This window comes from Thalassospira sp. MIT1004 (genome assembly GCF_001858545.1).
GTDB lineage: Bacteria > Pseudomonadota > Alphaproteobacteria > Rhodospirillales > Thalassospiraceae > Thalassospira > Thalassospira xiamenensis.
Genome location: NZ_MCAO01000005.1, coordinates 82,850 through 105,594 on the forward strand (window position 1 = coordinate 82,850; position 22,745 = coordinate 105,594).

The window sequence follows — 22,745 nt, forward strand, 5'->3', positions numbered from 1 at the left end:
ATAACGTGATTTCATGGCGACGAATGCAGTAATCTATTGTTTTCACCTTGCTGATGGCTCAAGCAGCAGATGTAAATTCGTGAAATAGTCTGTCTTTGCCACAATATTGCCACTTGACGAAACCGGGGGAGCCCGATATTGCGTATGTTGCAATGCATCACTAAGGAACGTTCCGTGCGCATTCTTTCCTGCTTTCTTGCAATCGCGATAGCCATGACAGTTCTGCTGTCGGGGGTTGAGGGTGTGCAAGCAGGTTCGGGACATGGCCATGACAATCATCACGGCGTCATGATCGATGTTTCTGATAGCTCGCAACATGATCGACGTGACATGCATGCGGATCTTTGCGGTATGGCGGTTTGCGGCCCGTTCGTTAAAGAAGTAGAAGGTGTTCTGTCTTCCAGCCCAACGGTGCTTGCGGTAACATACTGGTATCAGGACCTGACTTTGACTTCCGCAGGTTTGGACGTTAGAGCCAAGCCTCCGCGTTCCTGAGATATTTCAGATTTTCCGAACATCCCTTTGCCTGGTTCAATCACTGTTCCTCGAATGAAACAGCGTTTTGCCTGAATTACAGCAGCGCAGACTGTTGTCGTGATTGAACATGGGACGAGGGCCTTCTTACTGAATATCTATTAGGAGCATATACATGCCCAACTTCAAGAATTCCCTTATGCGTCGCGTTAGCGTTTCAACCTTTATTCTTGGCGCGCTTGTCGGTCTTCAGTCACCTGCCTTTGCGGGTGCGGGTCATAGTGGCGGTCATAATGACGGTGCATCGGAAATCGGGGCACCAGGCGAGATATCTGATGTGCGGCGCACCATCAGAATCACGATGGAAGACAATTTTTACGACAAAGAGAAAATTATCGTCCGAGGTGGCGAAACAGTTCGTTTTCTGATCGAAAACAAGGGTGAATTCGTTCATGAATTCAACATTGGAACTGCAGCAATGCATGCAGATCATCAGGAAGAAATGATGATGATGATGGAACACGGAGCCCTTGAAGTAGACAAAATCAACATGGACATGATGGAAATGGACATGGGGAACGGTAAAACCATGAAGCACAACGACCCGAATAGTGTGCTTTTGGAGCCGGGTGATTCTGCAGAGGTGATCTGGACTTTCCCCAAAGATGCGGAACTTGAGTACGCATGCAACGTGCCAGGCCATTATGAAAGTGGCATGGTTGGGAAAGTACGCCTGCAGTAATCACTGCTTTTGGGGCTTGTGCCAGAGGGAAACCCTACCTATCCCCTCGGGCGCACCCGGCTCAAAGGATATCAAAAAATGAACAAGTTTCTTGGTAGTGCCCTTCTCGGTGCGCTAAGCGTTATTGCTGTGTCATCAGTAGCGAACGCAGCAACATATGACCTGTCAGTCGACTACGTAACAATCGACACAGGGGAAATGAAAACAAAAGCAATTGGCTATAACGGATCTTCGCCCGGCCCGACCTTGCGCCTGAGAGAAGGTGAAGAGGCCGTTATCAATGTGACTAATAATCTTGATGAAAGCACGTCCATTCACTGGCATGGTTTGATCCTCCCCTATCAGATGGATGGCGTACCTGAGATCAGTTTTCCGGGAATTGCTCCTGGTGAAACATTCACATATCGCATTCCAGTCTCGCAAAGCGGTACCTACTGGTTCCACAGCCATTCCGGTTTTCAGGAGCCGGACGGAGCGTATGGTTCGATCATTATCGAACCCAAAAAGCGAGAACCGTTCAAGTTCGACCGGGAGTATGTGGTTGTCCTGAAAGACAAGCACCCGCATTCCGGCGCACGTATTTTGCGCAACCTCAAAATGATGCCCGATTATTATAATCGCAACCAACGCACCCTTGGCGATTTCATCAGTGATGTCTCTGAAAATGGCTTCGGTGCGACGTTGTCGGAACGTGGTGACTGGGGCAGCATGCGCATGATGCCGACCGACATCGAAGATGTTCAGGGATTTGTCGGTCTGATCAACGGAAAGTCACCAGAGCAGAACTGGACAGGCCTGTTCAAGGCCAATGAACGTGTGCGCCTGCGCTTCATCAATGCATCTGCCATGACTTACTTCGACGTCCGCATTCCGGGACTTGAAATGACTGTTGTGCAGGCCGACGGCAACAACGTTCAACCGGTCAAGGTTGATGAATTCCGCATTTCGGTTGCAGAAACATACGACGTGATTGTTCAGCCGACAGCTGAAAAGCCGTATGCAATCATGGCCGAATCAATGGGACGCTCGGGTTATGCATTCGGATCGTTGTCGCCGCAAGAAGGGTTGAAAGCTGAAATGCCAGCCAGACGCATGGACGCTCCGTTGCTGACAATGGCGGACATGGGAATGGATCACGGTAGCATGGCCGGAATGGATCATTCTTCGATGGGCAGTGGTAACGAGAACGGTATGGCTGGAATGGACCATTCGAATATGGCCGGAATGGATCATTCTCAGATGGGAATGTCCAAAGATGATCCCTTCTATGCCGCTGGAAGTGGTTTGACACCAAAAGCAGCCAATGGCGGAAAGTTCCTCTCCTATGCCGACCTGAAGGCACAGAAGCCTTTGTACCCTGAACGGCCTGCAACGCGTGAAATTGAACTGCGCCTTACCGGAAACATGGAACGCTATACGTGGTCAATCAATGGCGTCAAATATGAAGATGCAGAACCTATCCGCTTGAAATATGGCGAACGGGTGCGCTTCAAGTTCGTCAATGAGACCATGATGTCACACCCGATGCATTTGCACGGGATGTGGTCAATCCTCGATACTGGCAACGGTAAATGGGATCCGGTTAAACACACCATCAATATCAACCCTGGCATGACCGTTTATTCGGAAACCGAAGTTGATGCACCTGGGCAATGGGCTTTCCACTGTCACCTTAGCTATCACATGGCTTCTGGCATGTTCCGAAAAGTGGTTGTAGAGGGCGGTCCAGCCGTCGCGGCACTTGAGAATGGAGTTCAATAACAATGAAAACACTAACTTTGGCCGCGATTGGTGGTGGTGTTCTTTCCACGATCCTGTCCTTCTCGTTCACTGCCAAAGCAGACAATCACATCTTTTATGGCATTCAAATGGAGCAGTTTGAATACCGCTCTGGTGACGAAGGGGAAAATCTTTTCGTTTGGGATGGTGATGCATTTGTTGGCACCGATGAACTGAAGTTACGTTGGCAAGGCGAAGGCGAGCGTGATCTCAAAAACGACCTTTACGAAAACTTCGAGAACAGACTGGTCCTGCAAACACCAATCAGCGACTTTTTCGATGCCAAAGCCGGTATTCGTCTGGATACGCCAAGCACAACAGATCGTTGGTATGGAACCGTTGGAATCATGGGGCTTGCTCCTCAATGGTTTGAAGTCGACGCTGATCTGTTTGTCAGCGAGACCGGAGACGGCAGTGCGCGGCTTGATGTTGAGTATGAAGGCTTGCTGACCAATCGTTTAATCCTCACACCTTCGCTTGAGCTGAATGCTGCGTTCTCTGACGATCGCGAGATTGAGGTCGGACGCGGGTTTTCAAGCGCAGAGATCGGACTGCGGCTTAGCTATGACCTCATCGACCGTGCCGTTGCACCGTATATCGGGGTTGCCTATGAGCGGAAACTCGGCAAAACCGCAGACTTTGCAAAAGATGACGGCGAAGATTACGAGGCAACTTACCTCGTAACCGGTCTCCGCCTTCTTTTCTAAGCATCACACGACAGGGAGGACTTTCCTCCCTGTCTGTTTTGCCGAACCTTCTCAAGGAACCTAACTACAATGATGGAAATCGTCCACGATATGGGGCATCGCTTGACGCACTACATATCAAGCGATGCACACTGGTGGGTTCATCTTGTATTCCATTTGGTGGTGTTTGGGGTGCCGGTTGCGCTAATTATTATTCTCAGCGCGACGGGATACAGGGCTTTAAGACGCCGCAGATCTGTTCTTGCGCAACAGGCTCAAAAGCCCTCGGCAAAGAGCGGAACAGCGCTCCTGCAGTACATATTCAGAGCTTCATGGAAGCGGCAGATAAAACTGGGGCTACTGGCGACGGCCTCTTTGCCGGCTCTTTACATGAGCCTCGAGCTTCCGAAGTTGATCATCAACAACGCCATTGAGTCAGGACATTTTCCAGTTACCTATTTAGGAATGGAGTTCTCTCAAACGATGGCTTTACTTACTCTCTGTCTGCTTTTTTTATTGGCGATTGGCGTGCATGGCTGGCTGAAATATCAGGTTAATTTGCAATCCGGTGCGCTGGCAGAACACATGTCACGCCGCCTACGGCTTGATATTTCAAAATTCAGCTTTCGAAAGCCATCCCCCAAAGGAGGGGAATTGATTCCGGTTATTGTGCAGGAGGTAGAGCCCGTAGCTGGATATGCTGCAGAGTCGATTGTGCTGCCTTTGTTACAAGGCGGTACATTCCTGACGATTCTGACTTTCATGCTCGTGCAAGATTTGGTTTTGGGCATCGCCGCAACCGCACTGTTGCCGCTTCAGATTTTTGTCATCCCCAGATTCCAGAAGAAAATTAATGCTTTGTCTCGAACGCGGCTGAAGGAAGTCAGAGTTCTCGGCGAGAAGATAGGGAACATCTCAAACGATAACCAGCCAGGTGCCCGGGATATTTACGGGTCATACAAGCGACTTCACGACCTTCGTCTCTCTATCCACAAGAACAAGTTCGTCATGAAGTCTTTAAACAATTTCATATCACAGATGACGCCCTTCTTCTTTTACACAATTGGAGGGTATCTGGTGATAAAAGGCGATCTCACGCTCGGGGCTCTAATCGCAGTATTAACTGCATACAAAGACATGGGCGCTCCGCTAAAAGAGCTCTTTCGCTACTATCAGGCGCAAGCCGATGCTCACGTCAGATACTCCGAAATCAAACCTTACATCTCAAAGGAAATCAACAGTACGGACAACCGGCTTGCAGATGTAACGGTTCTGTCTGAAGTCGGTTAAAAAAAACGTCCCCTTAATTGAGGTAGGTCAACGTAACTCGATATTTAAGGGCATAAGTGTTACGTTACTGCCCAAAGGAAGTTTGATCAATGAATGCACAGCAAGCACTAATACGCGCCGTACTGATCCTGCTCGTCGGGATTAGCGCTATAATGCTTGCTCCCCATATTGCAGTCGCGTCGACTGGATCTTTTCCTGCGCATTCTGCAGAACTCAATGGTTTTGACGTTGAACACCAGCATGACCTGGCTTCGTGCTGCCCTCAGGTTTCTTGTCACTCCACATCAGCGGTCCTTACCGAGATTATCCTACCGGTTTCCGAGTTTTCTCCTGTACAGAACGGGATAGAAGAAGTGTCCCTTCAGCCGGTATCTCGGTCATGGATTTTCCAGCCTCCCATATCCTGATCCTCCCGAACAAATAGCGAATAACTGTTCTGGGTTCTGCACCTGCCGATGGCATGCGTACAGATCGAGCCTTGGTGTTCTGCACCATGCTGCTTTCAGACGGAACAGTCATACCTAAAGGTATTTATGGGATGGCGAAGAGAAATGGAAAATATTCTCAGTTGGTTGCTTTGGGGAGCCTTCATCATATTGATGATGCGCTTTGGTTGCGGTGCTCACATGTTTGGGCACAAAAAGCACACCCACAATAAGAAACAAGCGGACGGTCAGGCTGAGGCAATCCGATGGGAGCACCCTCAGTCCGCCGTTGACCCGGTTTGTCATAAAACTGTCGATCCGCGCATCGCCAAAACAGCCATTTATGGCGGTGAAGTATTCTACTTCTGTTCAGACACCTGTCGTTCGAAATTTGAAGTGTCGCCAGATACCTATGTCGATGGCAGCGCAATTAGCCGACAAACTCACGTATCGCCAAGCTAGTTCAGCGAAATCAATAGGCGGCAGCAACAGGACCAGGGTTGACTAGTTCCCTTGGTCTCACGTGTCTTCGAATATTTGATACATACGCATAAAACAAAGGCCCGAAGAAAATGAAAAAACAAATCAATTGGCCAAAGTATTTGGTTATCGGTTTTTTCGCAGTAGGGATCATCGCCATGACCCTGAATTCGTTTCTGCCCGGGAAAGATGACATCAAAGATCTTGAACTGACCGATAGCGGAATTGCGCTCCCCAGTTTCAGCAAGGAAGCCATGGTAGGAAACCAGCTTTTCGATATGAACTGTGTTGCTTGTCACGGAGGCAATGCAACAGGCACAGAGCAAGGCCCGCCGCTGATGCACAGAATCTACAATCCGGGACATCATTCAGATCGCGCATTCTATCTAGCTGTTCAAAACGGGGCAAAACAACATCACTGGCCCTTTGGCGATATGCCAGCCCAACCTCAGGTAAGTTCGGAACAGGTATCGCGGATCATTCGTTATATACGCGAGCTGCAGGAAGCAAACGGCATTATGTACCAACAACATCAAATGTGAGGCAGGGATGGATCATCAATCAGAATACAAGAAAAACAGTATCTCGCTCGTTGGCGCGATATCCATGGGCACCGGTGTTATGATCGGGGCAGGAATTTTTGCTTTAACGGGACAAATTGCCGAACTTGCAGGAAAGTGGTTCCCGTTGTCGTTCCTATTTGGCGCACTTGTCACTGCTTTTAGCGCATATACATATATAAAGATGTCAAATGCTTTCCCGTCCGCGGGTGGGATCGGAATGATCCTTCAAAAAGCATACGGGTCAGGAGCCATAGCAGGTGGCGCAGCATTACTGATGGCCTTTTCGATGGTTATCAACGAGAGTTTGGTGGCAAGAACATTCGGAACCTATGTCTTGCGCGCATTTGACTTGACAGAGCTTGAAGTTCTTATACCGGTCTTGGGTGTCTGCCTGATCATTTTTGCATACGCTGTCAACAGAGCTGGGAACAAATCGGTTGGTGTGTTTTCAATGGTCATGGCCACACTGAAGATCGGTGGAATTGCTTTGTTTGCAATTGCAGCTCTGTGGGCTGGTGGATATTCGTTCGAGCCGTCATCAACTGACGGCGCGAGTTTTCCTCTAGCCGGTTTTGTAGCATCAATTGCTCTTTCAATTCTAGCCTTCAAAGGATTCACTACGATCACGAATAGCGGCGCTGAAATCGTGAACCCTCACAAGAATGTTGGCCGTGCGATCACGTTCTCAATCCTGATTTGCGTTGTCGTATATATTCTCGTGGCGCTCGCTGTTGGCTCAAGTCTTGGCTTGGATGAACTGATAAAAGCCAAAGACTATGCCCTTGCCGAAGCCGCAGCGCCTGCATTGGGCCCTACCGGATTTTATCTGACTGTGCTGCTCGCAGTCGTTGCGACGGCCTCCGGTTTACTTGCAAGCGTGTTTGCTGTCTCAAGAATGCTCGCGATGCTGACTGATATGGAGATGATCCCACACAGTCATTTTGGAATGTCCGGTTCAATCAAAGACCACACGCTTGTTTACACGGTTGTCGTGGCAGCGCTGTTGACAATCTTTTTTGATTTAAGCCGGATCGCTTCACTTGGAGTGTTTTTCTATCTCGTCATGGATGTGCTCATCCACTGGGGATGTTTTAAGTATCTACGGCAGGAAATAGGTGCACGCGGCTTTGTTATGATTACAGCGATTGTCTTTGACATCATCGTATTGCTCGTTTTCGCCGGCATGAAATTGCAAAGCGACCCATCCATTGTTCTCATTGCAACCTTGATGATTGTTGCTGTGTTCATTTTTGAACGTTGGTTCCTGTCAAACCGGATAAACCAATCGGCCAAGGCGCACAGTCACGATCACTCAGGACATTGATAAACCGCAGTGACATTGAGGCATAACAGCAGGAAGCAGACCATGTCTGAGCATCATCATAAAAAGCACCAGCATAATCACAGAACGTCGGATCAAGCAGAACATGCAACCGATCCTGTTTGCAGCATGTCGGTCACGCTGGATTCCGATACACCACGCTCACCGTACGGCGATGAGACATATTACTTCTGTTCCCAGAAATGTAAGAGCAAGTTCGATAGCTCTCCTGAAAGCGTATTATCCGCAAAGGAAGAGACATCTGCTGCAAACAGCGCTTCGTCATCCGCTTCTCGCCGCTACACCTGCCCGATGCATCCGGAGATCATACGATCCGAACCTGGTTCCTGTCCGATCTGCGGAATGGCACTGGAACCGATGGATATACCAACAGAAAATGAGGAACCAAACCCCGAGATTCAAGACTTCAAAAAGAGATTCTGGTTAGGCGCAGCTCTTACGGTGCCGCTGATTGTCCTAACGATGGGGCCCTTTGTTGGTTTGGGTTTCATCCGAGAAATGATTGGAGAACGCGTTACTCTTTGGGTTGAGTTAATTCTTGGAACGCCTGTCGTCCTGTGGTCTGGCTTCCCATTCATGGTTCGTGGATGGAATTCTGTGGTGAACCGTTCTCTCAACATGTTCACATTGATCGGGATGGGTGTTAGCGCAGCTTATATATTTAGCGTCGTCGCAGTGATTTCTCCTGACATTTTTCCTGATGGATTCAGAGATGCACAGGGACATGTCGGTGTGTACTTCGAAGCTGCAGCTGTCATCGTTGTACTTGTGCTTCTTGGCCAACTGTTGGAATTGGGGGCTCGGGAACGAACCGGTTCGGCAATCAAGGCGTTATTGGGTCTTGCTGCAAAAACAGCCCGCATTATTGAAGATGATGGTTCTGAACGGGAAGTTCCTCTTGAAGATGTGACCGTCGGAATGAGCTTGAGAGTTCGTCCAGGTGACAAGATACCTGTCGATGGCGTTGTCGTTGAAGGACGATCGTCAGTTGATGAATCCATGATCTCGGGTGAACCCGTTCCAATTGAAAAGAATCCAGATGATGATGTAACCGGAGCAACAATCAACGGGAATGGCAGCCTGATTATCCAAGCCAAACGGGTTGGCAAAGATACTGTCTTGAGCCAAATCGTTGATATGGTCTCTAATGCTCAGCGAAGCAAAGCGCCAATCCAAAAGGTTGCAGACACGGTTGCAGGCAAGTTTGTGCCTGCTGTTATCCTGGTTGCTTTAGTTGCCTTCGTCGCTTGGGCCATCTGGGGACCAGATCCGTCATTGTCATACGGGCTTGTCGCAGCAGTCGCTGTTCTGATCATTGCGTGTCCTTGCGCTCTTGGTTTGGCAACACCAATGTCAATCATGACCGCTACCGGTCGTGGTGCGCAAATTGGTGTGCTCATTAAAAATGCAGAGGCCCTGGAGCGATTAGCGAAGGTCGATGTGCTCATCGTCGATAAAACCGGGACTTTGACAGAGGGTAAACCGAAACTAGCAGGTGTAATCGCTCAATCAGACTATCAGGAGGAGGAAGTTCTCTCTGTCGCTGCGGCGCTCGAAAAAGGATCCGAACATCCATTGGCTGACGCCATTGTTAGTGCTGCTCAGGAGCGCGGCTTGTCCCTTGATAAGGCAGAGGACTTTGAAGCTGTAACCGGTCAGGGCGTCACCGGAAAGGTGGATGGCAAGTCGGTTGCCCTAGGTAATAGTAAACTCCTTCAGACTCTCAATATCGATCATTCTGCTGTTGATAAAACAGCAAATGATCGGCGAGATATGGGGGAGACGGTAATGCATGTCGTTATTGATGGAAGAATTGCCGGGCTCATTTCCGTAGCCGATCCGATCAAGGACACGACGTTGGAGGCTTTAAAGGCGCTCAAGAAGCAAGGCTTCAGAATCGTCATGGCAACCGGTGACAACCAACGAACAGCAAAATCCGTTGGCAATAAACTTTCCATTGACGAGATTCGGGCCGATGTCTCCCCAGAAGACAAAGCCAATTTAATTATGGAACTCAAGGCTGAAGGCCATCAGGTAGCCATGGCAGGTGATGGCGTCAACGACGCCCCTGCTCTTGCTCAGGCTGATGTCGGAATTGCGATGGGTACGGGCGCTGATGTTGCAATTGAAAGTGCTGGTTTCACCCTCGTCAAAGGTGACTTGAGCGGGATTGTTAGAGCCCGAGAACTCTCGGAAGCAACGATGCGCAATATCCGGCAAAACCTCTTCTTTGCGATGGTCTATAACGCAGCCGGTGTGCCTGTTGCTGCGGGTCTGCTCTATCCGTTCTTTGGCATTCTCATCTCACCAATGTTTGCAGCTGCAGCCATGAGCTTATCCTCGGTATCAGTCATTGCGAATGCACTGAGGTTACGTCGAGCAAGTTACTAGCATCCCAATATTGACTGATTGGGCGAGGGGTGAACCAGACAAGGCTGACTTTAATACAGGACAGTTCACCCCTCGCCCATTTTAAATGACATACCATCCAGCACTCAGAACTTTAAATCTCTTCTGATCCGTTCCCAAAATTCATCTGTCGACTTTTTACACTTGGTAGCCAGAAATCTATTTTCATCGAATTAGTGTTGATGCACTTATCTTCTAACCACCTATATAATTTGACTGAACAGTTTTTGTGTGAACAAAAATAATAATATATTTGTATTTACTCTTTTAAATCAAAGCTCTGAATAATAACAAACTATATTAAATGTAATATAAACAATGACGGATGCGCGATCGCGCGTAGCGACGAGGCGAAAGCGCTGGGAATCAAAATGGGCCAACCTTTGTTCGAGATCCGCGACCTGGTACGTCGGCATAATGTGATCGTCAAATCGAGCAACTATGCATTGTACGGCGATATCAGCCGTAGAGTGATGACACTGGTTGCGAGTGAGGTGCCTGACAGCGCGATTTACTCGATTGATGAAATATTCATCGACCTCGACAATATGTCGATTAATCACGATCAATGGGCGCGTGATTTAAAGGCGAAGATCCTGCGTGAAACAGGCATACCGGTAGGTATTGGCATATCCACGACAAAAACGCTGGCGAAGATCGCGAACCGCTTGGCAAAGAAATCATTCAAAGCTGATGGCGTACTGATGCTGAAGGATCAGAAGTGGATTGATCTCGCCCTCGAACGAACCGAAGCAGGCGATGTCTGGGGCGTGGGCCGAAAATTCGCCCAAAAGCTCGCCAGCATCGGAATTACCACTGCCCTTCAGCTCCGCGACATACCGGATCAGGCAGCACGACAAATGATGACAGTGGGTGGCTTGAAAACCGTGCGGGAGTTGCGCGGCATATGCTGCTCGGATCTCGATGACAGCCCGGCACAGCGGGAAACTGTGTGCGTGTCCCGATCATTTAGCAAAGAAATTGACGACAGGGAAATGTTGAAAGAGGCGCTTTTGTCTTTTGCCGGTCGGGCCTGCGCAAAACTGCGTCGTCTGGAACTGGTGGCGTGCCGGCTTCAGCTTTTTATTCTGAGCAACCGCTTCAGAAGTGATCGACCACAATTCTCGAAAGGGTGCGAGTTGACATTAACCCCCGCAAGCAACGACACCCGGCAGATCTGCAAGCATGTCGGCGAGAATATTGGTCGGATATGGCAAAACGGCCTTCAGATAAAAAAGGCGGGGATTTTGCTGCTGGATCTGTGTCGGCCGGAAGATGCGCCCAGAGATTTGTTTTCAGGTTCATGCAGAACGGAAAACCCTCTCATGCAGGCACTCGACCAGTTGGAAGTCCGGTTTGGCAAGGAAACAGTCATGACCGGGCGATTAGCCAGGAGAAGCGGCCCGGACTGGTTCATGACGACAGATAACAGATCCCCGAACTATACGACGCGATGGCAGGACATTCCGACAGTTCGATAGCCTTCAAGAAAAGGGGCACCTAATGTAAACCCCTTTTCTATCTTACCATAGCCAAGATTAAAATGATTAGGGAGTGCTTCGAAAATAACCGAAAGATCTAGGCTCCCTCCTGCCCCCCCATCTTCTTCTTCAGCTCATCAACAAATCGCTTTGCCCAAGGCGCACCACTCATCACGACATCCGGATCTAGTGCTCCAAGCAATTTAAAGGAATGCTGCCCCTTGCCATATTGAGACTTAGTTCTGCAATCTTTAGTAGCCTCAGAGAGAGATTGGAACACCTGCGCCTTCCTCACTTTTTCCGATGGATTCTGAACTGAGGGCAGCTTGCCTGCCTTGAAATCCTGACCGAAGAAGTCCTTCAAGCATTTTCGATCCACCAAAAACCAGCTTTCCATACATTGGGTCATCAAGTGGCAATCAGTGTCCTTCACACCGTCTGGCTTGTCCCATCCGTCCCCTTCGCGAAGCTTCAAATGTTTCCAAGGCTGCCAAGTATCCGGATTCCCTGCCTCATGTTGAGGTGATACTTCAGTTTCACTGTCTACAAGCAGAACGGCATCTTCACCGTTTGAGACCGCCGTACAGTAGGACTCATAAGCATTCTGACGACCACCACAGGCAACTATGCGAGGTTTTTTTCCATCAAAACCTGCTTTACTAAGAAAGTTTGAGAAACTTTGGCGACATTCGGCTTTTAGCGCTGAGACGTCGCCTCCCCCCTCTACATATAACTTTACAGTTACCACCGTGTTCCCCCAATTTCACCACGCGTCCAAAGCTGGCCTAATCTGTACTTTTCTAACCAAGGCTTCAGTTTTTCGGCATTAAGACGCGTTAAAGAGGTTCCACTGTCGGTTTTCTCCGCAACAAGAACTGACTCCGGAGTATCTGACATGGCATCAACCAATACATCGGAGTGAGTCGTAACAATAAGCTGCGTACGGTTCGATGCCTCTTTAAGAAGCTCCGCCAACTTAGGTAAAACATCTGGATGTAACCCGAGCTCCGGCTCCTCAATACATATTAACGGAGGAGGATTTGGATGACACAAGATAGCTAACATGCAGAGATATCGAAGTGTTCCGTCGGAAAGCCTCGTTGCCGGAATTGTAAAACGTCCCTCATGAAAGAATACCTGTACCGTCCCGCCCTCAATCTGCACATCGAAGTCATCAATTCCGTCATAAAGGACACGCAAAGCATCAAGGAGTTTCCTTTTCATCTCCGGCTCCCTGCGAAGGCGATTCAGAACCAATCCAAGATTACTACAATCAGCCTCTAATAAATCATTTGGCAAATCAGCCTTCTGCGCTAAACGAGGAGGGGTGTAACGGCCAAAACTCCACTCTCTATAAAGACGCATCTTGGCGAAGTTATTGCCCAGAAAAGTGAGTTCAGGGTATTGGTCAGGGTCTTTACGTTGTGAGAGAATTGAAGCCGTTGGATCAATCTCCTCGTACTGCAAACGTCGCTCATTCCCCTTCACGTTGAGGACCCCATGACCGTTCTCAAAGTGGTAATAAAAATAAGGCTTCTCGTGACCCGCATCAGGCTTCTCGTTCTCAATTCTCTCATCAAGAATTTCGAACCGCTGTCCGACCTCAGTAAAGCTTAAAACATATCGTAGATTTGTCGGTCCTTTGGGATATTCAAAAACTGCATCAATTGTTGCAACGGGAAGTTTCTTTATAGCCCCTTTCCAGAGCCAATCACGCACACCTCCACCATCGCGAATTGGTGTAAGCAGTTCCTTTGGCGCAGATCGAATTAACTCAATCGCTTCGATCAGATTAGACTTTCCAGAACCATTTGGACCGACTACGACGTTTAACGGCCGGAGTTGGATCGCTTCGCTTGAAGTTCCATAGCTTAAGAACCCGGTCAAATTAATGGATTTGAGCAAATTAATTTCCTCCAATCAGTGCAATGCCGTTAAGTTCGGTCATATGCGGATTCCCTCTTATTAAAAAAGCACTCAAAGCAAACCGCCAGAACAAAAGTATTCGGACATTTTGCGGGCTCGAGTTCAAATGACTGGAAAATGTCTCGACACGATCGCCGTCGACAGAAAGCAGCATTCATCGTCTTACAGACTATTGTTCAGAGCTCCTCGGAGCCCATCCCTGATATTCAGTGTGTCGCTTTTTAATGCCAGCATAAACTGCAAAAATCAGCAGGAGAAGCAAGAGCATCGCGGGAGAGTCGAAAAGGATTGCAATGGTAACGACAAAAATGCCTAGAAAAATCATCGGGGCAAGTACCGAGCCTTTCAGATAAACCTTGTAAGCCCCACACATATGGCAAGTTGTAGCACCGGGGTTCAGTTCGGATTTGCAGTGAGGACAAAGTTCTTCCCGGCCGATAATCGGCTTCACCTCTGAACCAGCCATAGAATAGCCACGAGCCCTATTGTGCAACTGGTCCAGCTTTAGCTCGTTTATCAAACGATCCTTGTCAAAGGAGCAACCATATTGCTCTGCAAGAGCAACCAGTTCGGCCGGATCAATACATGCGTTATGGGTTGTACCTTCCTCAATCAATGGCGTAGCAGCCCCGCGCTCGAAAACCTGCAGAAAAAAGGTTTGGAGTGGATTGTCCCACCCGATCGCGACTTCGTATTTTCCTGAGTCCAGGGTGCAGCGGCTCATTTCGTATTACTCATTACAGGATGTTCTATCGATAGAATTTGGCGTACATCGCATCTATAACAGCGTCGGTTCTGCCAATCTTGCGCATGTGCTCCACTATCCACATGGGAACAACACTTTCCCGCTTAACCCCTCGCAGCTGAATGTGTAGTTCCTTCCATTTTTCCGGGACAGGAGCATCACTTCCCTTCGTCACCCAACTCTCAAACTCTTTACGGTCATCTCCCTGCAGCGCATTCCATAGAATTGTTCTCGCCGGGGTCCAAGCAGTAGGAGCAAAGGCTCCATTATCGGTGTCAGACATAATTCGCCCTCTGGCTTAATACTAGAATTATGCAAAGCATGAAATCGTGGCGTCTCATACTGCAAAGTGGGTACAGCTTTAGTTTCCCACTGACCTCAAGTTATCTTTTTTCGTTTAGCCAAGCCTTAAACTACAAACGGAGTTAACAACATTCCCAAAGCAGTCAGCCATATATTACACGGCTATTGACACGGAAATTGGTCCCGAAGTCCGATATAAAGCACCATTGGAACAAACGCCGAATCAATTTCAGGATTACTAGGCCTCTTCGCCGTGACCGCGTTGTAAATTATCGAATAAAGACCGTTATGGTCCAAATATAGTTCATCTGGAATGCAGAATTTTGGATCCCCAGAGTATTTATTAGCAATAAACACCCCCTCAAATACACCTTGCAAGTAATCTATAATTTGTGCCTTTTGGGGTGTCATTTGAGAATCTGAATAAATCGAGAAAAATTGACCCACACGAATTGAAGCATCGGCATTTCTTGATATTCCAACAACAAACAACGACACGATAAAAATCGCTTTTATCAACTGAAAAGTAGCCTTAACTATCGACTTTTCTATATAATATTTTCTCATCACATCTTTCTCAGCAGAGGAAAACGGCTGGCAGCACTCAGGGGTTAATTAAGCGGAAAAAATGTTCCCTGAAGAGGCAGCACCAATCTGTCGGTGATTTCAATTCTAGACCCAATCCTCTTTGATGTGCCTTTCTTCGATATAACCTCAACCTCTCTGGATAGAGCCAATTCCTTAATTGCGGAGAACAGATCTTCGTTGGTTGCGGCAGTCCGATTGCCGATCATTCTTAAAAAATGCTCCACGGGTAACTGGCGTTCTTTCATATGTATGCTGATCTCTCGGGGTACCTCCCCCAATAATTCTTGGATCATTTTTTGTTTATCGTGTGCGGCAAAGTTAAACAGAGCATCCTTTGCCTCCAACAATCGAGTATCAAACCCCAATGAAAACAAGCTTCCTCTTCCTAAATGCCTGAAACTGTTTTGTGCCTGCCAATGTACTCCGAGCATTTTATCTCTCGCAGCTTGGTGCCGGGACAGGTGCGCAAACATCATCCAGCGGCTGTCTGTTGGCGACCAAAGCATGAAAGGGGTGAAGTAATCGGCCCCGGATCCCATTTGAATGTTCGCCATCAGAGCACGCTGAGAAATCAACCTTCCCAATGCGGGGTCGTGCTTATTTGCATTCCACTCAGCAATAAAATGATCGTCTATCCCGAGTTGGCGATACCGCTCCAAAGTGGAGGAGTCTTGCTGGAGATAATTTAGAACACCATCAATGGCAAAAGTCAGAAGAACTTCAGGGCGTTCAAGTTGGGAAAATATTAATCTGATGCTTTCCATCGGCACGTCAGTGTAGCCAAACTGGTCCAACACAAAAATGGACCGTCCTGCACGCTGGACTGCTTTAATTGAGGTCAATATGTCGGGAAGTTCCTCTGAGAACTTTCCCTTAATAACAGTTATTTCTCGCCCAATTTGAGGAGAAAAACCCTCATGATGTAGCCGCTCATAAAGGGCGTCTATATGGTTCTTTTTATCGTCAATGAAGAAAAAACGGGCGTTAATCTCTAATGGTTTCTTGCGGTTGCGGTTGAGCCGTTCTCTGGCACGTTCGACTGCATGCAAAAGAACTAGCGGGCTACCATCTGCAATTTCATCTCCATTTTGATACGCTCCACCACCAGCAAAACCATCAACCAAAGTGATATTTAGGCAATCCAGCCTAGGATCTGAAACAACCGTATCAAAGTACACATCAAGATAGTCTCTGAGCACGTCCAGCTTTCTGAGGGTGTGCCTCTCAATTCCAGGAAGCGGTGCCCCCGGTCTCCAGCTGAAATTATCCTGCATTTTCCCGTCCGCTAAGAAGTCATCCCCATTGGCATCCTCCCCTGCTCCGGCAGGCTGGAAACACAACCTACGGCGCAGATACCATATCCACTAATATAGGGAAAATTTGTAGAAGACGACTCTAAATAGCAAATGCTTGTGGAGGCATGTAATCCCAAGTGCGTCCACGATAAGTGCGACCATTCGCCTTTTTAGGGCGTTTTTTATTGTCTGCCCCCCAAGTTCCCCATTGTTTGAAAAAGAAAGCTGTATCGTGAATGCTACACTGATCATAAATCTGATCAATCCATTCCTCGCGGATCGGCCGGGCATTAGGACCGCTCTCCCCGCCTACAATTGCCCAGTGAATATCATGCAGGTCAATGTTCCCTACGGGGCCGATCAAGGGCTCAAATGAAATAAAACGAATTGCGGCAGGCACCTTGCGAAGCGCACCAGCTCTGTTAGTCACTTTGGCATTCTCAATGCTAGTCCCCAGCCAAACATTTGGAAGAGGCTGTTTCTTCCATCCAATTAACAGATCATGCATCCGCTCCGGACGCTTGGTTAGAATCTGATAATGGTGATGTGGTGTGGCTGCCATAATCTCCCATACTTGCTCAACGAATCTGTCACTTACAGCATCATGAAACAAATCACTCATGGAGTTTACAAATATCTTGCGCGGCTTTTTCCAGGAAAGAGGTGTTTGCAACGATCCATGATCCTCATGAATCTTTCCCGTCCAAACAGGTTGACCATTTACTGTTCGCGTAAGGCCTGAATATTTTTCCATCCCCATCGCTTCGAGGCGCTTGGCCATCCTCATCGCATAACAGTTAGTGCAACCGGCCGACATAACCGAACAGCCTGCAACCGGATTCCACGTCGCATCGGTCCATTCAATTTCTGTTTCTGCCATTGCCGTCCCCCAAATACCTTCATCCAACTAAAAAAACAAACCGGCAATATCTTGCCGGAAATCAGTAAATCAAACGTGTCTATCAGAGATAGACTGTAACCAAAAATTGCAATCCTCCTTGCAATTCGGTCAGTAGACGAACCAAATACTAGTATCCATGCACGCCGAAAACAGCACTAATAAGAAACTTTAAAAATGCTGTATTTATACTAATTCAATACCGTTTTTATTATAAATCTTTGGCTTTTTCCAGTATCGCCCAACGGATGAAATTGTTCTTGGAGCGACCGGCTTTCTCAGCAGCCTCCTCAAGGATTTCCCATTCAGCCTGATTGAATGGAAGGCTGATTGCCTTATAATCTCGTTTCTTGCCGGGAGCCTTCGGCGGTCGCCCCATGCGGCCGGGCTTGGCAACATCATCCACCCGGCTCGCAAATTCTTCGATCTTCTCGGGATCAACGTTAGGGATTTCCGCGTTCTTCTGCTCGCGTCGTTTGACCATCAGAATATCCTTTGCATGAGAGCATTGATCTCAGAAGCCGCTTTGGGATTGTCCATCTCGACGACACCACGTCCCTCCGGCAGGGCATCCCGATAAACCTTGCGCTCACAGATAACCTCTGCAAGCAACTTGATCTCGGGAAAGTCTGCCAGATATTCGCGGGCCTCTTCGCGTTCACGAATGACTGGATTGGTCGGCACCATCGTCATCAGGCCATGGACCTCAAGCCCGGGATTGAAGTCGCGCGCCTCGACAATGATTTTTTGCAGGTCATCCAATGTATCGAGATCCGCATTCGAGGGCTTGAACGGCACGATCAGCTTATGGGCAGCTGTCATGCCTGTGCGAAGCTCCCGGCTGTCCTTGCCTGCGGCATCGACAATTACATACTCATATCGATTATTCAGATCGATCAGGGTATCGCGAATGTTATCGTATTTCTGGATGCAGTGAACCTTGGGAAGGTCCGGATTTTCGTCCCGGTCCGTCACCCATTTGGCTGCGGTGCTTTGTCGATCGGCATCAACCAGCACAACATCTTTTCCCTGCTTTGCGAGAGCGGCACAAACATTTACCGCTGTCGTCGATTTTCCACATCCGCCCTTGCGACTTCCAAACATGACAATCACAGCATTGCTCCTGCATTAAATCAATACATAATCGGTATTGGAAATATGTTTATTAGGTACCAGTTCGGTGATTAATGGTGAGGACTGCACGAGCCGGCCTCGCCGGTTCTGGCAGCGGTGAAACTGATCGGTCATCAGGTTCCGGATTTGCTTTCTTGCGTCGCATCTTTTCAAAGCGGCCCAAGGCAATCTTCCGGGCATGTTCGCGATTGTCATCCGACACAGGATCATCCACAGATCCGTCAAGGCGATATCTGTGACTGCCATCAAGCCCCAAGGCCATCTGGTATCCGGTCGCCCCGGTATATCTTTGTAAGGCCAGTTTCAACTCGACAGGTGTTGTGTCGGCTTTCGCCAGGTCGTCAAAGAGAGCGCGAACGCCAATCTGAAACGGCTTGATCTGGTCTGACAATGTTGCAGGCAGGATTGAAATCTCCTCTCGCAACAAGGATTGCAGCTCTTGTGCGGCCCTTAGCTCAAATGCCCTCGCCGTGATCTTTCGATCTGCTGACCAGATTGAACTCTGGGACTTCTTGTGTTCGGTCACTTTGACCTCCATTCGAACCCGCATTGAAAATGTTCTTAAAAAATACCGTTAAAGTATCTTATTGATATTTAATTGATACTTATTCAATACTATAAACATACTGCAATTGCAGCCTGTCGCAAGCACTAATTCGGTACTAAATAAGTATTTTTTCAATGTTTTTTTCTGCCGTCAAAAAATGCGCCGATCATTCAGACACATTGCACCATCCGCCTCGCTTGCCGCCGTCGTAAGGGCGCGCCACTCCATCCCCGATCAGCAGATCATGCAGCCAGATATTGCCGATTGCGACCCAAGCGACCACACGGCCGCCATACCTGCCCCACTCGGGATTGCAGAATTGAACAGGGGTATTTGTCAGGTCTGCTTGATCCAGTAACGCGCGCACTCGATTACGCGCCGCTATGGCTGCGGATTTTTCCGCCTCACATGCTCCCCGGATCTCGGGCGTGTCGATGCCGGCTACGCGGACTGACATTCTTGCTATCGGATCAGGCAGCCCCGGCATCTGGATATAGATCGTATCGCCATCATAGGCGTAGCTGCCTTTGCTTTCGCGCAACGGCCATTGATAGCAATTGTAAGCGCTGGCATCGGCGGGGCCGCCACCACAAACCGAAACCAGAAAAAGACCTAATAAGTATTTATTCAATACCAATTTAGTTCTGCTTCGATATTTATTTGGTCTGGTATCCGCACCACGCTTGGGATGATTGCCAGAAAACACACATTCCCTCGCGCATGTCAGAACCGGCAAAATTTTGCCGGTTATCCTTGATACCATTCCTGTTTTACTCATACCGTTCCCTCTTTGCCGACGGGGGCATAGTTCGCCCCGCTACATGCTTCTTCACCACAAACAAGCTTAAGTTCCGGTTTACCCCAGACTTGGGATAAACAGGATGGGCAGCGATATTTGACGCGATTGGAGCCGTTTTCTTTGATGGTGGGGTTCACAGCGGCGAGAGCGCCAGCATTGGCGCAACCGCCTCTCTCGACAGAGACCGGTTCAATTGGTGGAAAACGATCGAACCAGGACAAGGTATATTCTGTCGTCATCAGATCCGCGCAAGCACGATCAAAAAGGCCGTCATCGATGATGTAATGTGTCATCTGCTCACCAACCCTTCGACCGCCCGGTTCCCCCGTATTGCTGGGCATCAAGCCGATCCGCTCCATGAAGTCGGCCCATTGATGGTTATGGTATCCACGACGGCCCGGCTTGCCGTAATGGTATTGCCACTGATGCACCATTTCATGCACGAGGGTCGAAAGTGTTTCCCGGATCGTTCTGGCAACGAAGTAACTCGGGTTCATCGCAATCTCGGCGGTAAGCTCTCCTGTCTCCCCACAAACTAACCGGTCGTGGGAATAATAACCATAGGTCCTCTTGTTCCGCTGAAGCGTGATCAGACAGGCCGGAAGCTTGCCGTCAAATATCCTGGCATTGAAATGATCGAAGGCAGCCTGAAGCTCGGCATAGGTTTCGACCGTGGGCGTCTGGATCGAACTGACCGGATGAATGTTACCCATTGCCACCTCCCAGCGCGGGGAGATAGCGCGTTGCCCGATCCATGAATTGGGTTTCAGCCTTCTGCGGGCTCCAGGGCAGCATGTATTCCGGGTAGGGTTGTGTTTCTCCCGGCCGGAAATCCCTGACCACCAGCTGATCGACAGCATCACGGTATTCAGTCGCCTTCAGCCGGTGATCGATCTCTTCGATCTGAGCGCAGATCTCCGACGGACACGGCCATTCAAGACCGGCCGCAAGTGTGAATTTTCGCCGGATCGGCATGACGACATGGGTTTCAAACTTGTCCCAGATACCCAGCTCTCGCATTCGGTGCTTGATCGGCGTAATCAGATCCCCGGTTTCATCTTCCTCGATGTCATGGAGGAGGATGTAACTTTTCACTTCCAGCGGGGCACGATCGCAAGCATCGACCAGATGCTGTGCAACGGTTACGTCACTGGCACCATTCCAGCGGCGGAGCCGGGAGAGGGCGCGGGCTTTCGCCTGAAACATTGCGATACGCCCAACGCGAGTGTGGGGTAGGCCGCACTCAGGTGAAACCAGATCAAGCATAGCCGCCCTCCTGACTTTCAAGGGCGCGAAGGCTATGGCGCACCGTATCCCGCAGGCGAGCAGCTTTGAGCATGGAATAGAGATAGCTGGCTGGATCTCGAACGCCTTGCCGATCGACAGCGACGACAACAGCCGCGAGTGCCGCCCATCCGTGTTTGTCAAGCGCCACGCGCCAGACAGCTGGCCTGAGTTTCACCTGATTGGTGAGGATCCATCTAACCGCGGACACGACGGACTGGATTGCGGCACCAGAGGGCTCCGGGCCGACCAATTCGCAAAGTTCTGCTGCGCTAAGCTGCTTTTGAAGGGACGGGGACGCCTGAACCATCAGGAACAGGATCTCCGTATCCACATCAATGTCGGAAATCGAATTGTTCGATCCCTGCCCAAGCGTAGCTTGCGAAGCCCCGCTTTGTACAAGGTTCGAAGAACCGGGATTTAGCTTGTAGGATTTACGGTGGACAGAAGAGTCCTCCCCCCCGGACTCTTTTTGCTCTTTGTTCTGACTGTCCTGTGCCTTCTTGCGGGCTTCCAGTCGCGCCAGATCGTCACGTTCCTGCCTCTTGCGTTCACGAGACGCTTCTATTTTTTCTTCAAGGAAGTTTTCCGCCTGTCGCAACTCATAGAGCCGAGCTGCAACCGGGCGCAGATCGATGCCGGCATTGCCTGAAGCACGGGTATTCGTCTCTGTGTAACGGCGAATAATCCAGTGATTGGCTTCAAGCAGGGCCAAAGCTCTGCGGATCGATCGTTCATTCTTGCCAGTGATTTCGGCAAGACGCTTGTTTCCAGGGAATACGGTGAGCCTTCCGGAGCGCCATGCTTTTTCGTCATAGACATGCTCTATCAGAACAATAAGCAGACGAACGGAAAGGTCTGTGAGGCAGGGTGATCTCTGGGCAATGGCACGAGAGACCAGCCCGACGACGGATGCTGTCGTGACATCGTTTGTGCCGTTAAAGCTGTCTGCGAGAGACAAGAGGTCCTTATAGGTATCTGTCCGTTCGGCGATACCTGTCCGGATTGCCTCCCAACCGGCATTGCAGCCGGATATGGATTCGGTCGTTGTCATTCATCTTCGGCGAAGGCATAAAATCGCGATGTTTTGGCGCATTTGCGCTTGACAAAGCGGTCCCGTCACCTAAACTGAAACCCATATTTGACGTGGGCAGTTTAAGCCTTTCAAAGACCCGTTGGTGCCAGCCGACGGGTTTTTTGCTGTTTATAAGCTATTGAAATCGTTGGGATAAAATAGCCTCGTAGGCGCCGCCTCCTCTATAGGGCGACGCCTCCGGGCATTTTTCTCTTGTCGGTAGAATCCCTGGAGTCTATATCTAAGACTTTCCAAGGAAGAGAAAAGTGGTTGCGGGGAGAGGATTTGAACCTCTGACCTTCAGGTTATGAGCCTGACGAGCTACCGGGCTGCTCCACCCCGCGTCAGGGTGTATTAACCGGTGGGTTAAACAGATAACGCCGCATCAGGGATGAGGCGGCGTTGGATGTTTTGTGTGATTAGGGAATATTTGCTGTGTTTTGAAGGCCCGGCGGTGACCTACTCTCCCGTGCCTTAAGA

At 49.2% G+C, this 22,745-nt stretch carries 24 protein-coding genes and 1 tRNA gene; 10 read left to right on the forward strand and 15 right to left on the reverse strand.

Annotated elements, in window-relative coordinates; genetic code table 11:
• Positions 1–174: 174 nt before the first annotated feature.
• The 10 genes from BC440_RS03010 (at position 175) to BC440_RS03060 (ending at position 11,671) form a co-directional block, all read left to right on the forward strand.
• Positions 175–495 (forward strand): hypothetical protein, encoded by a 321-nt coding sequence (locus tag BC440_RS03010; protein ID WP_063093938.1) that lies wholly within the window; start codon positions 175–177, stop codon positions 493–495.
• Between the two features lie 154 nt (positions 496–649).
• On the forward strand, positions 650–1,216 hold the full coding sequence (locus tag BC440_RS03015) for a plastocyanin/azurin family copper-binding protein (RefSeq protein ID WP_082822664.1): 567 nt from the start codon (positions 650–652) through the stop codon (positions 1,214–1,216).
• Positions 1,217–1,294: 78 nt separating this feature from the next.
• Positions 1,295–2,977: a copper resistance system multicopper oxidase gene (locus BC440_RS03020; protein WP_063093942.1), complete on the forward strand. Its 1,683-nt coding sequence runs from the start codon at positions 1,295–1,297 to the stop codon at positions 2,975–2,977.
• 2 nt (positions 2,978–2,979) lie between these two features.
• The gene (locus BC440_RS03025) at positions 2,980–3,702 is read left to right on the forward strand and encodes a copper resistance protein B (RefSeq protein WP_063093944.1); all 723 of its coding nucleotides are present in this window, start codon (positions 2,980–2,982) and stop codon (positions 3,700–3,702) included.
• A 69-nt stretch (positions 3,703–3,771) separates the two neighbouring features.
• Positions 3,772–4,971, forward strand: coding sequence for an ABC transporter ATP-binding protein (locus tag BC440_RS03030; protein ID WP_063093946.1), 1,200 nt, complete (start codon positions 3,772–3,774; stop codon positions 4,969–4,971).
• A 551-nt stretch (positions 4,972–5,522) separates the two neighbouring features.
• Complete coding sequence (locus tag BC440_RS03040; RefSeq protein WP_064781637.1) at positions 5,523–5,858, forward strand: YHS domain-containing protein; 336 nt, start codon at positions 5,523–5,525, stop codon at positions 5,856–5,858.
• 110 nt (positions 5,859–5,968) lie between these two features.
• Entirely contained in the window at positions 5,969–6,418 is a 450-nt protein-coding gene (locus BC440_RS03045; RefSeq protein ID WP_063093950.1) for a cytochrome c, read from the forward strand.
• Between the two features lie 7 nt (positions 6,419–6,425).
• A complete protein-coding gene (locus BC440_RS03050; protein WP_063093952.1) occupies positions 6,426–7,763 on the forward strand; it encodes an APC family permease in 1,338 nt (445 codons plus the stop codon).
• 42 nt (positions 7,764–7,805) lie between these two features.
• Positions 7,806–10,172 carry a heavy metal translocating P-type ATPase gene (locus BC440_RS03055; RefSeq protein WP_074624822.1) on the forward strand — a complete coding sequence of 789 codons (2,367 nt, stop codon included), beginning with the start codon at positions 7,806–7,808 and terminating at the stop codon, positions 10,170–10,172.
• A gap of 329 nt (positions 10,173–10,501) precedes the next feature.
• The gene (locus tag BC440_RS03060) at positions 10,502–11,671 is read left to right on the forward strand and encodes a Y-family DNA polymerase (RefSeq protein WP_331710489.1); all 1,170 of its coding nucleotides are present in this window, start codon (positions 10,502–10,504) and stop codon (positions 11,669–11,671) included.
• A 97-nt stretch (positions 11,672–11,768) separates the two neighbouring features.
• Here the strand turns inward: BC440_RS03060 and BC440_RS03065 are convergent, their stop codons facing one another.
• The 15 genes from BC440_RS03065 to BC440_RS03135 form a co-directional block, all read right to left on the reverse strand.
• Positions 11,769–12,419 carry a DUF4276 family protein gene (locus tag BC440_RS03065; protein ID WP_063093956.1) on the reverse strand — a complete coding sequence of 217 codons (651 nt, stop codon included), beginning with the start codon at positions 12,417–12,419 and terminating at the stop codon, positions 11,769–11,771.
• Positions 12,413–13,576 carry an AAA family ATPase gene (locus tag BC440_RS03070; RefSeq protein WP_063093970.1) on the reverse strand — a complete coding sequence of 388 codons (1,164 nt, stop codon included), beginning with the start codon at positions 13,574–13,576 and terminating at the stop codon, positions 12,413–12,415. Before BC440_RS03070 ends, BC440_RS03065 begins: the two co-directional genes overlap by 7 nt.
• Before the next feature lie 190 nt (positions 13,577–13,766).
• The gene (locus BC440_RS03075) at positions 13,767–14,321 is read right to left on the reverse strand and encodes a hypothetical protein (protein ID WP_063093958.1); all 555 of its coding nucleotides are present in this window, start codon (positions 14,319–14,321) and stop codon (positions 13,767–13,769) included.
• Positions 14,322–14,346: 25 nt separating this feature from the next.
• On the reverse strand, positions 14,347–14,625 hold the full coding sequence (locus tag BC440_RS03080) for a hypothetical protein (RefSeq protein ID WP_063093960.1): 279 nt from the start codon (positions 14,623–14,625) through the stop codon (positions 14,347–14,349).
• Between the two features lie 182 nt (positions 14,626–14,807).
• A complete protein-coding gene (locus tag BC440_RS03085; RefSeq protein ID WP_063093962.1) occupies positions 14,808–15,212 on the reverse strand; it encodes a hypothetical protein in 405 nt (134 codons plus the stop codon).
• A 44-nt stretch (positions 15,213–15,256) separates the two neighbouring features.
• Complete coding sequence (gene tcmP, locus BC440_RS03090; RefSeq protein ID WP_063093964.1) at positions 15,257–16,507, reverse strand: three-Cys-motif partner protein TcmP; 1,251 nt, start codon at positions 16,505–16,507, stop codon at positions 15,257–15,259.
• A 121-nt stretch (positions 16,508–16,628) separates the two neighbouring features.
• Positions 16,629–17,408, reverse strand: a complete 780-nt coding sequence (locus tag BC440_RS03095) for a DUF5131 family protein (RefSeq protein ID WP_063093966.1) — start codon at positions 17,406–17,408, stop codon at positions 16,629–16,631.
• Between the two features lie 229 nt (positions 17,409–17,637).
• Positions 17,638–17,910 (reverse strand): hypothetical protein, encoded by a 273-nt coding sequence (locus BC440_RS03100; RefSeq protein WP_063114488.1) that lies wholly within the window; start codon positions 17,908–17,910, stop codon positions 17,638–17,640.
• The gene (locus BC440_RS03105) at positions 17,910–18,530 is read right to left on the reverse strand and encodes a division plane positioning ATPase MipZ (protein ID WP_223305253.1); all 621 of its coding nucleotides are present in this window, start codon (positions 18,528–18,530) and stop codon (positions 17,910–17,912) included. The genes BC440_RS03100 and BC440_RS03105 overlap by 1 nt, the downstream gene beginning before the upstream one ends.
• A 61-nt stretch (positions 18,531–18,591) precedes the next feature.
• Positions 18,592–19,086: a ProQ/FINO family protein gene (locus tag BC440_RS03110; protein ID WP_158526692.1), complete on the reverse strand. Its 495-nt coding sequence runs from the start codon at positions 19,084–19,086 to the stop codon at positions 18,592–18,594.
• A 187-nt stretch (positions 19,087–19,273) separates the two neighbouring features.
• Positions 19,274–19,885, reverse strand: coding sequence for a hypothetical protein (locus BC440_RS03115; RefSeq protein WP_071239504.1), 612 nt, complete (start codon positions 19,883–19,885; stop codon positions 19,274–19,276).
• Entirely contained in the window at positions 19,882–20,619 is a 738-nt protein-coding gene (locus BC440_RS03120; protein ID WP_063095375.1) for a SprT-like domain-containing protein, read from the reverse strand. The genes BC440_RS03115 and BC440_RS03120 overlap by 4 nt, the downstream gene beginning before the upstream one ends.
• Positions 20,612–21,172 carry a hypothetical protein gene (locus BC440_RS03125; RefSeq protein ID WP_063095376.1) on the reverse strand — a complete coding sequence of 187 codons (561 nt, stop codon included), beginning with the start codon at positions 21,170–21,172 and terminating at the stop codon, positions 20,612–20,614. The genes BC440_RS03120 and BC440_RS03125 overlap by 8 nt, the downstream gene beginning before the upstream one ends.
• Positions 21,165–22,244, reverse strand: a complete 1,080-nt coding sequence (locus tag BC440_RS03130; RefSeq protein ID WP_065702104.1) for a helix-turn-helix domain-containing protein — start codon at positions 22,242–22,244, stop codon at positions 21,165–21,167. Before BC440_RS03130 ends, BC440_RS03125 begins: the two co-directional genes overlap by 8 nt.
• 288 nt (positions 22,245–22,532) lie before the next feature.
• Positions 22,533–22,609: transfer RNA gene (locus BC440_RS03135), tRNA-Met, on the reverse strand.
• Between the last annotated feature and the right edge of the window lie 136 nt (positions 22,610–22,745).

Bases quoted from the DNA above. Each gene is read 5' to 3' on its own strand.
- BC440_RS03015 (WP_082822664.1), top strand. From the start codon at position 650: ATGCCCAACTTCAAGAATTCCCTTATGCGTCGCGTTAGCGTTTCAACC.
- BC440_RS03020 (WP_063093942.1), top strand. From the start codon at position 1,295: ATGAACAAGTTTCTTGGTAGTGCCCTTCTCGGTGCGCTAAGCGTTATT.
- BC440_RS03025 (WP_063093944.1), top strand. From the start codon at position 2,980: ATGAAAACACTAACTTTGGCCGCGATTGGTGGTGGTGTTCTTTCCACG.
- BC440_RS03030 (WP_063093946.1), top strand. From the start codon at position 3,772: ATGATGGAAATCGTCCACGATATGGGGCATCGCTTGACGCACTACATA.
- BC440_RS03040 (WP_064781637.1), top strand. From the start codon at position 5,523: ATGGAAAATATTCTCAGTTGGTTGCTTTGGGGAGCCTTCATCATATTG.
- BC440_RS03045 (WP_063093950.1), top strand. From the start codon at position 5,969: ATGAAAAAACAAATCAATTGGCCAAAGTATTTGGTTATCGGTTTTTTC.
- BC440_RS03050 (WP_063093952.1), top strand. From the start codon at position 6,426: ATGGATCATCAATCAGAATACAAGAAAAACAGTATCTCGCTCGTTGGC.
- BC440_RS03055 (WP_074624822.1), top strand. From the start codon at position 7,806: ATGTCTGAGCATCATCATAAAAAGCACCAGCATAATCACAGAACGTCG.
- BC440_RS03075 (WP_063093958.1), bottom strand. From the start codon at position 14,321: ATGAGCCGCTGCACCCTGGACTCAGGAAAATACGAAGTCGCGATCGGG.
- BC440_RS03080 (WP_063093960.1), bottom strand. From the start codon at position 14,625: ATGTCTGACACCGATAATGGAGCCTTTGCTCCTACTGCTTGGACCCCG.
- BC440_RS03085 (WP_063093962.1), bottom strand. From the start codon at position 15,212: ATGAGAAAATATTATATAGAAAAGTCGATAGTTAAGGCTACTTTTCAG.
- tcmP (WP_063093964.1), bottom strand. From the start codon at position 16,507: ATGCAGGATAATTTCAGCTGGAGACCGGGGGCACCGCTTCCTGGAATT.
- BC440_RS03095 (WP_063093966.1), bottom strand. From the start codon at position 17,408: ATGGCAGAAACAGAAATTGAATGGACCGATGCGACGTGGAATCCGGTT.
- BC440_RS03100 (WP_063114488.1), bottom strand. From the start codon at position 17,910: ATGGTCAAACGACGCGAGCAGAAGAACGCGGAAATCCCTAACGTTGAT.
- BC440_RS03105 (WP_223305253.1), bottom strand. From the start codon at position 18,530: ATGTTTGGAAGTCGCAAGGGCGGATGTGGAAAATCGACGACAGCGGTA.
- BC440_RS03115 (WP_071239504.1), bottom strand. From the start codon at position 19,885: ATGAGTAAAACAGGAATGGTATCAAGGATAACCGGCAAAATTTTGCCG.
- BC440_RS03120 (WP_063095375.1), bottom strand. From the start codon at position 20,619: ATGGGTAACATTCATCCGGTCAGTTCGATCCAGACGCCCACGGTCGAA.
- BC440_RS03125 (WP_063095376.1), bottom strand. From the start codon at position 21,172: ATGCTTGATCTGGTTTCACCTGAGTGCGGCCTACCCCACACTCGCGTT.
- BC440_RS03130 (WP_065702104.1), bottom strand. From the start codon at position 22,244: ATGACAACGACCGAATCCATATCCGGCTGCAATGCCGGTTGGGAGGCA.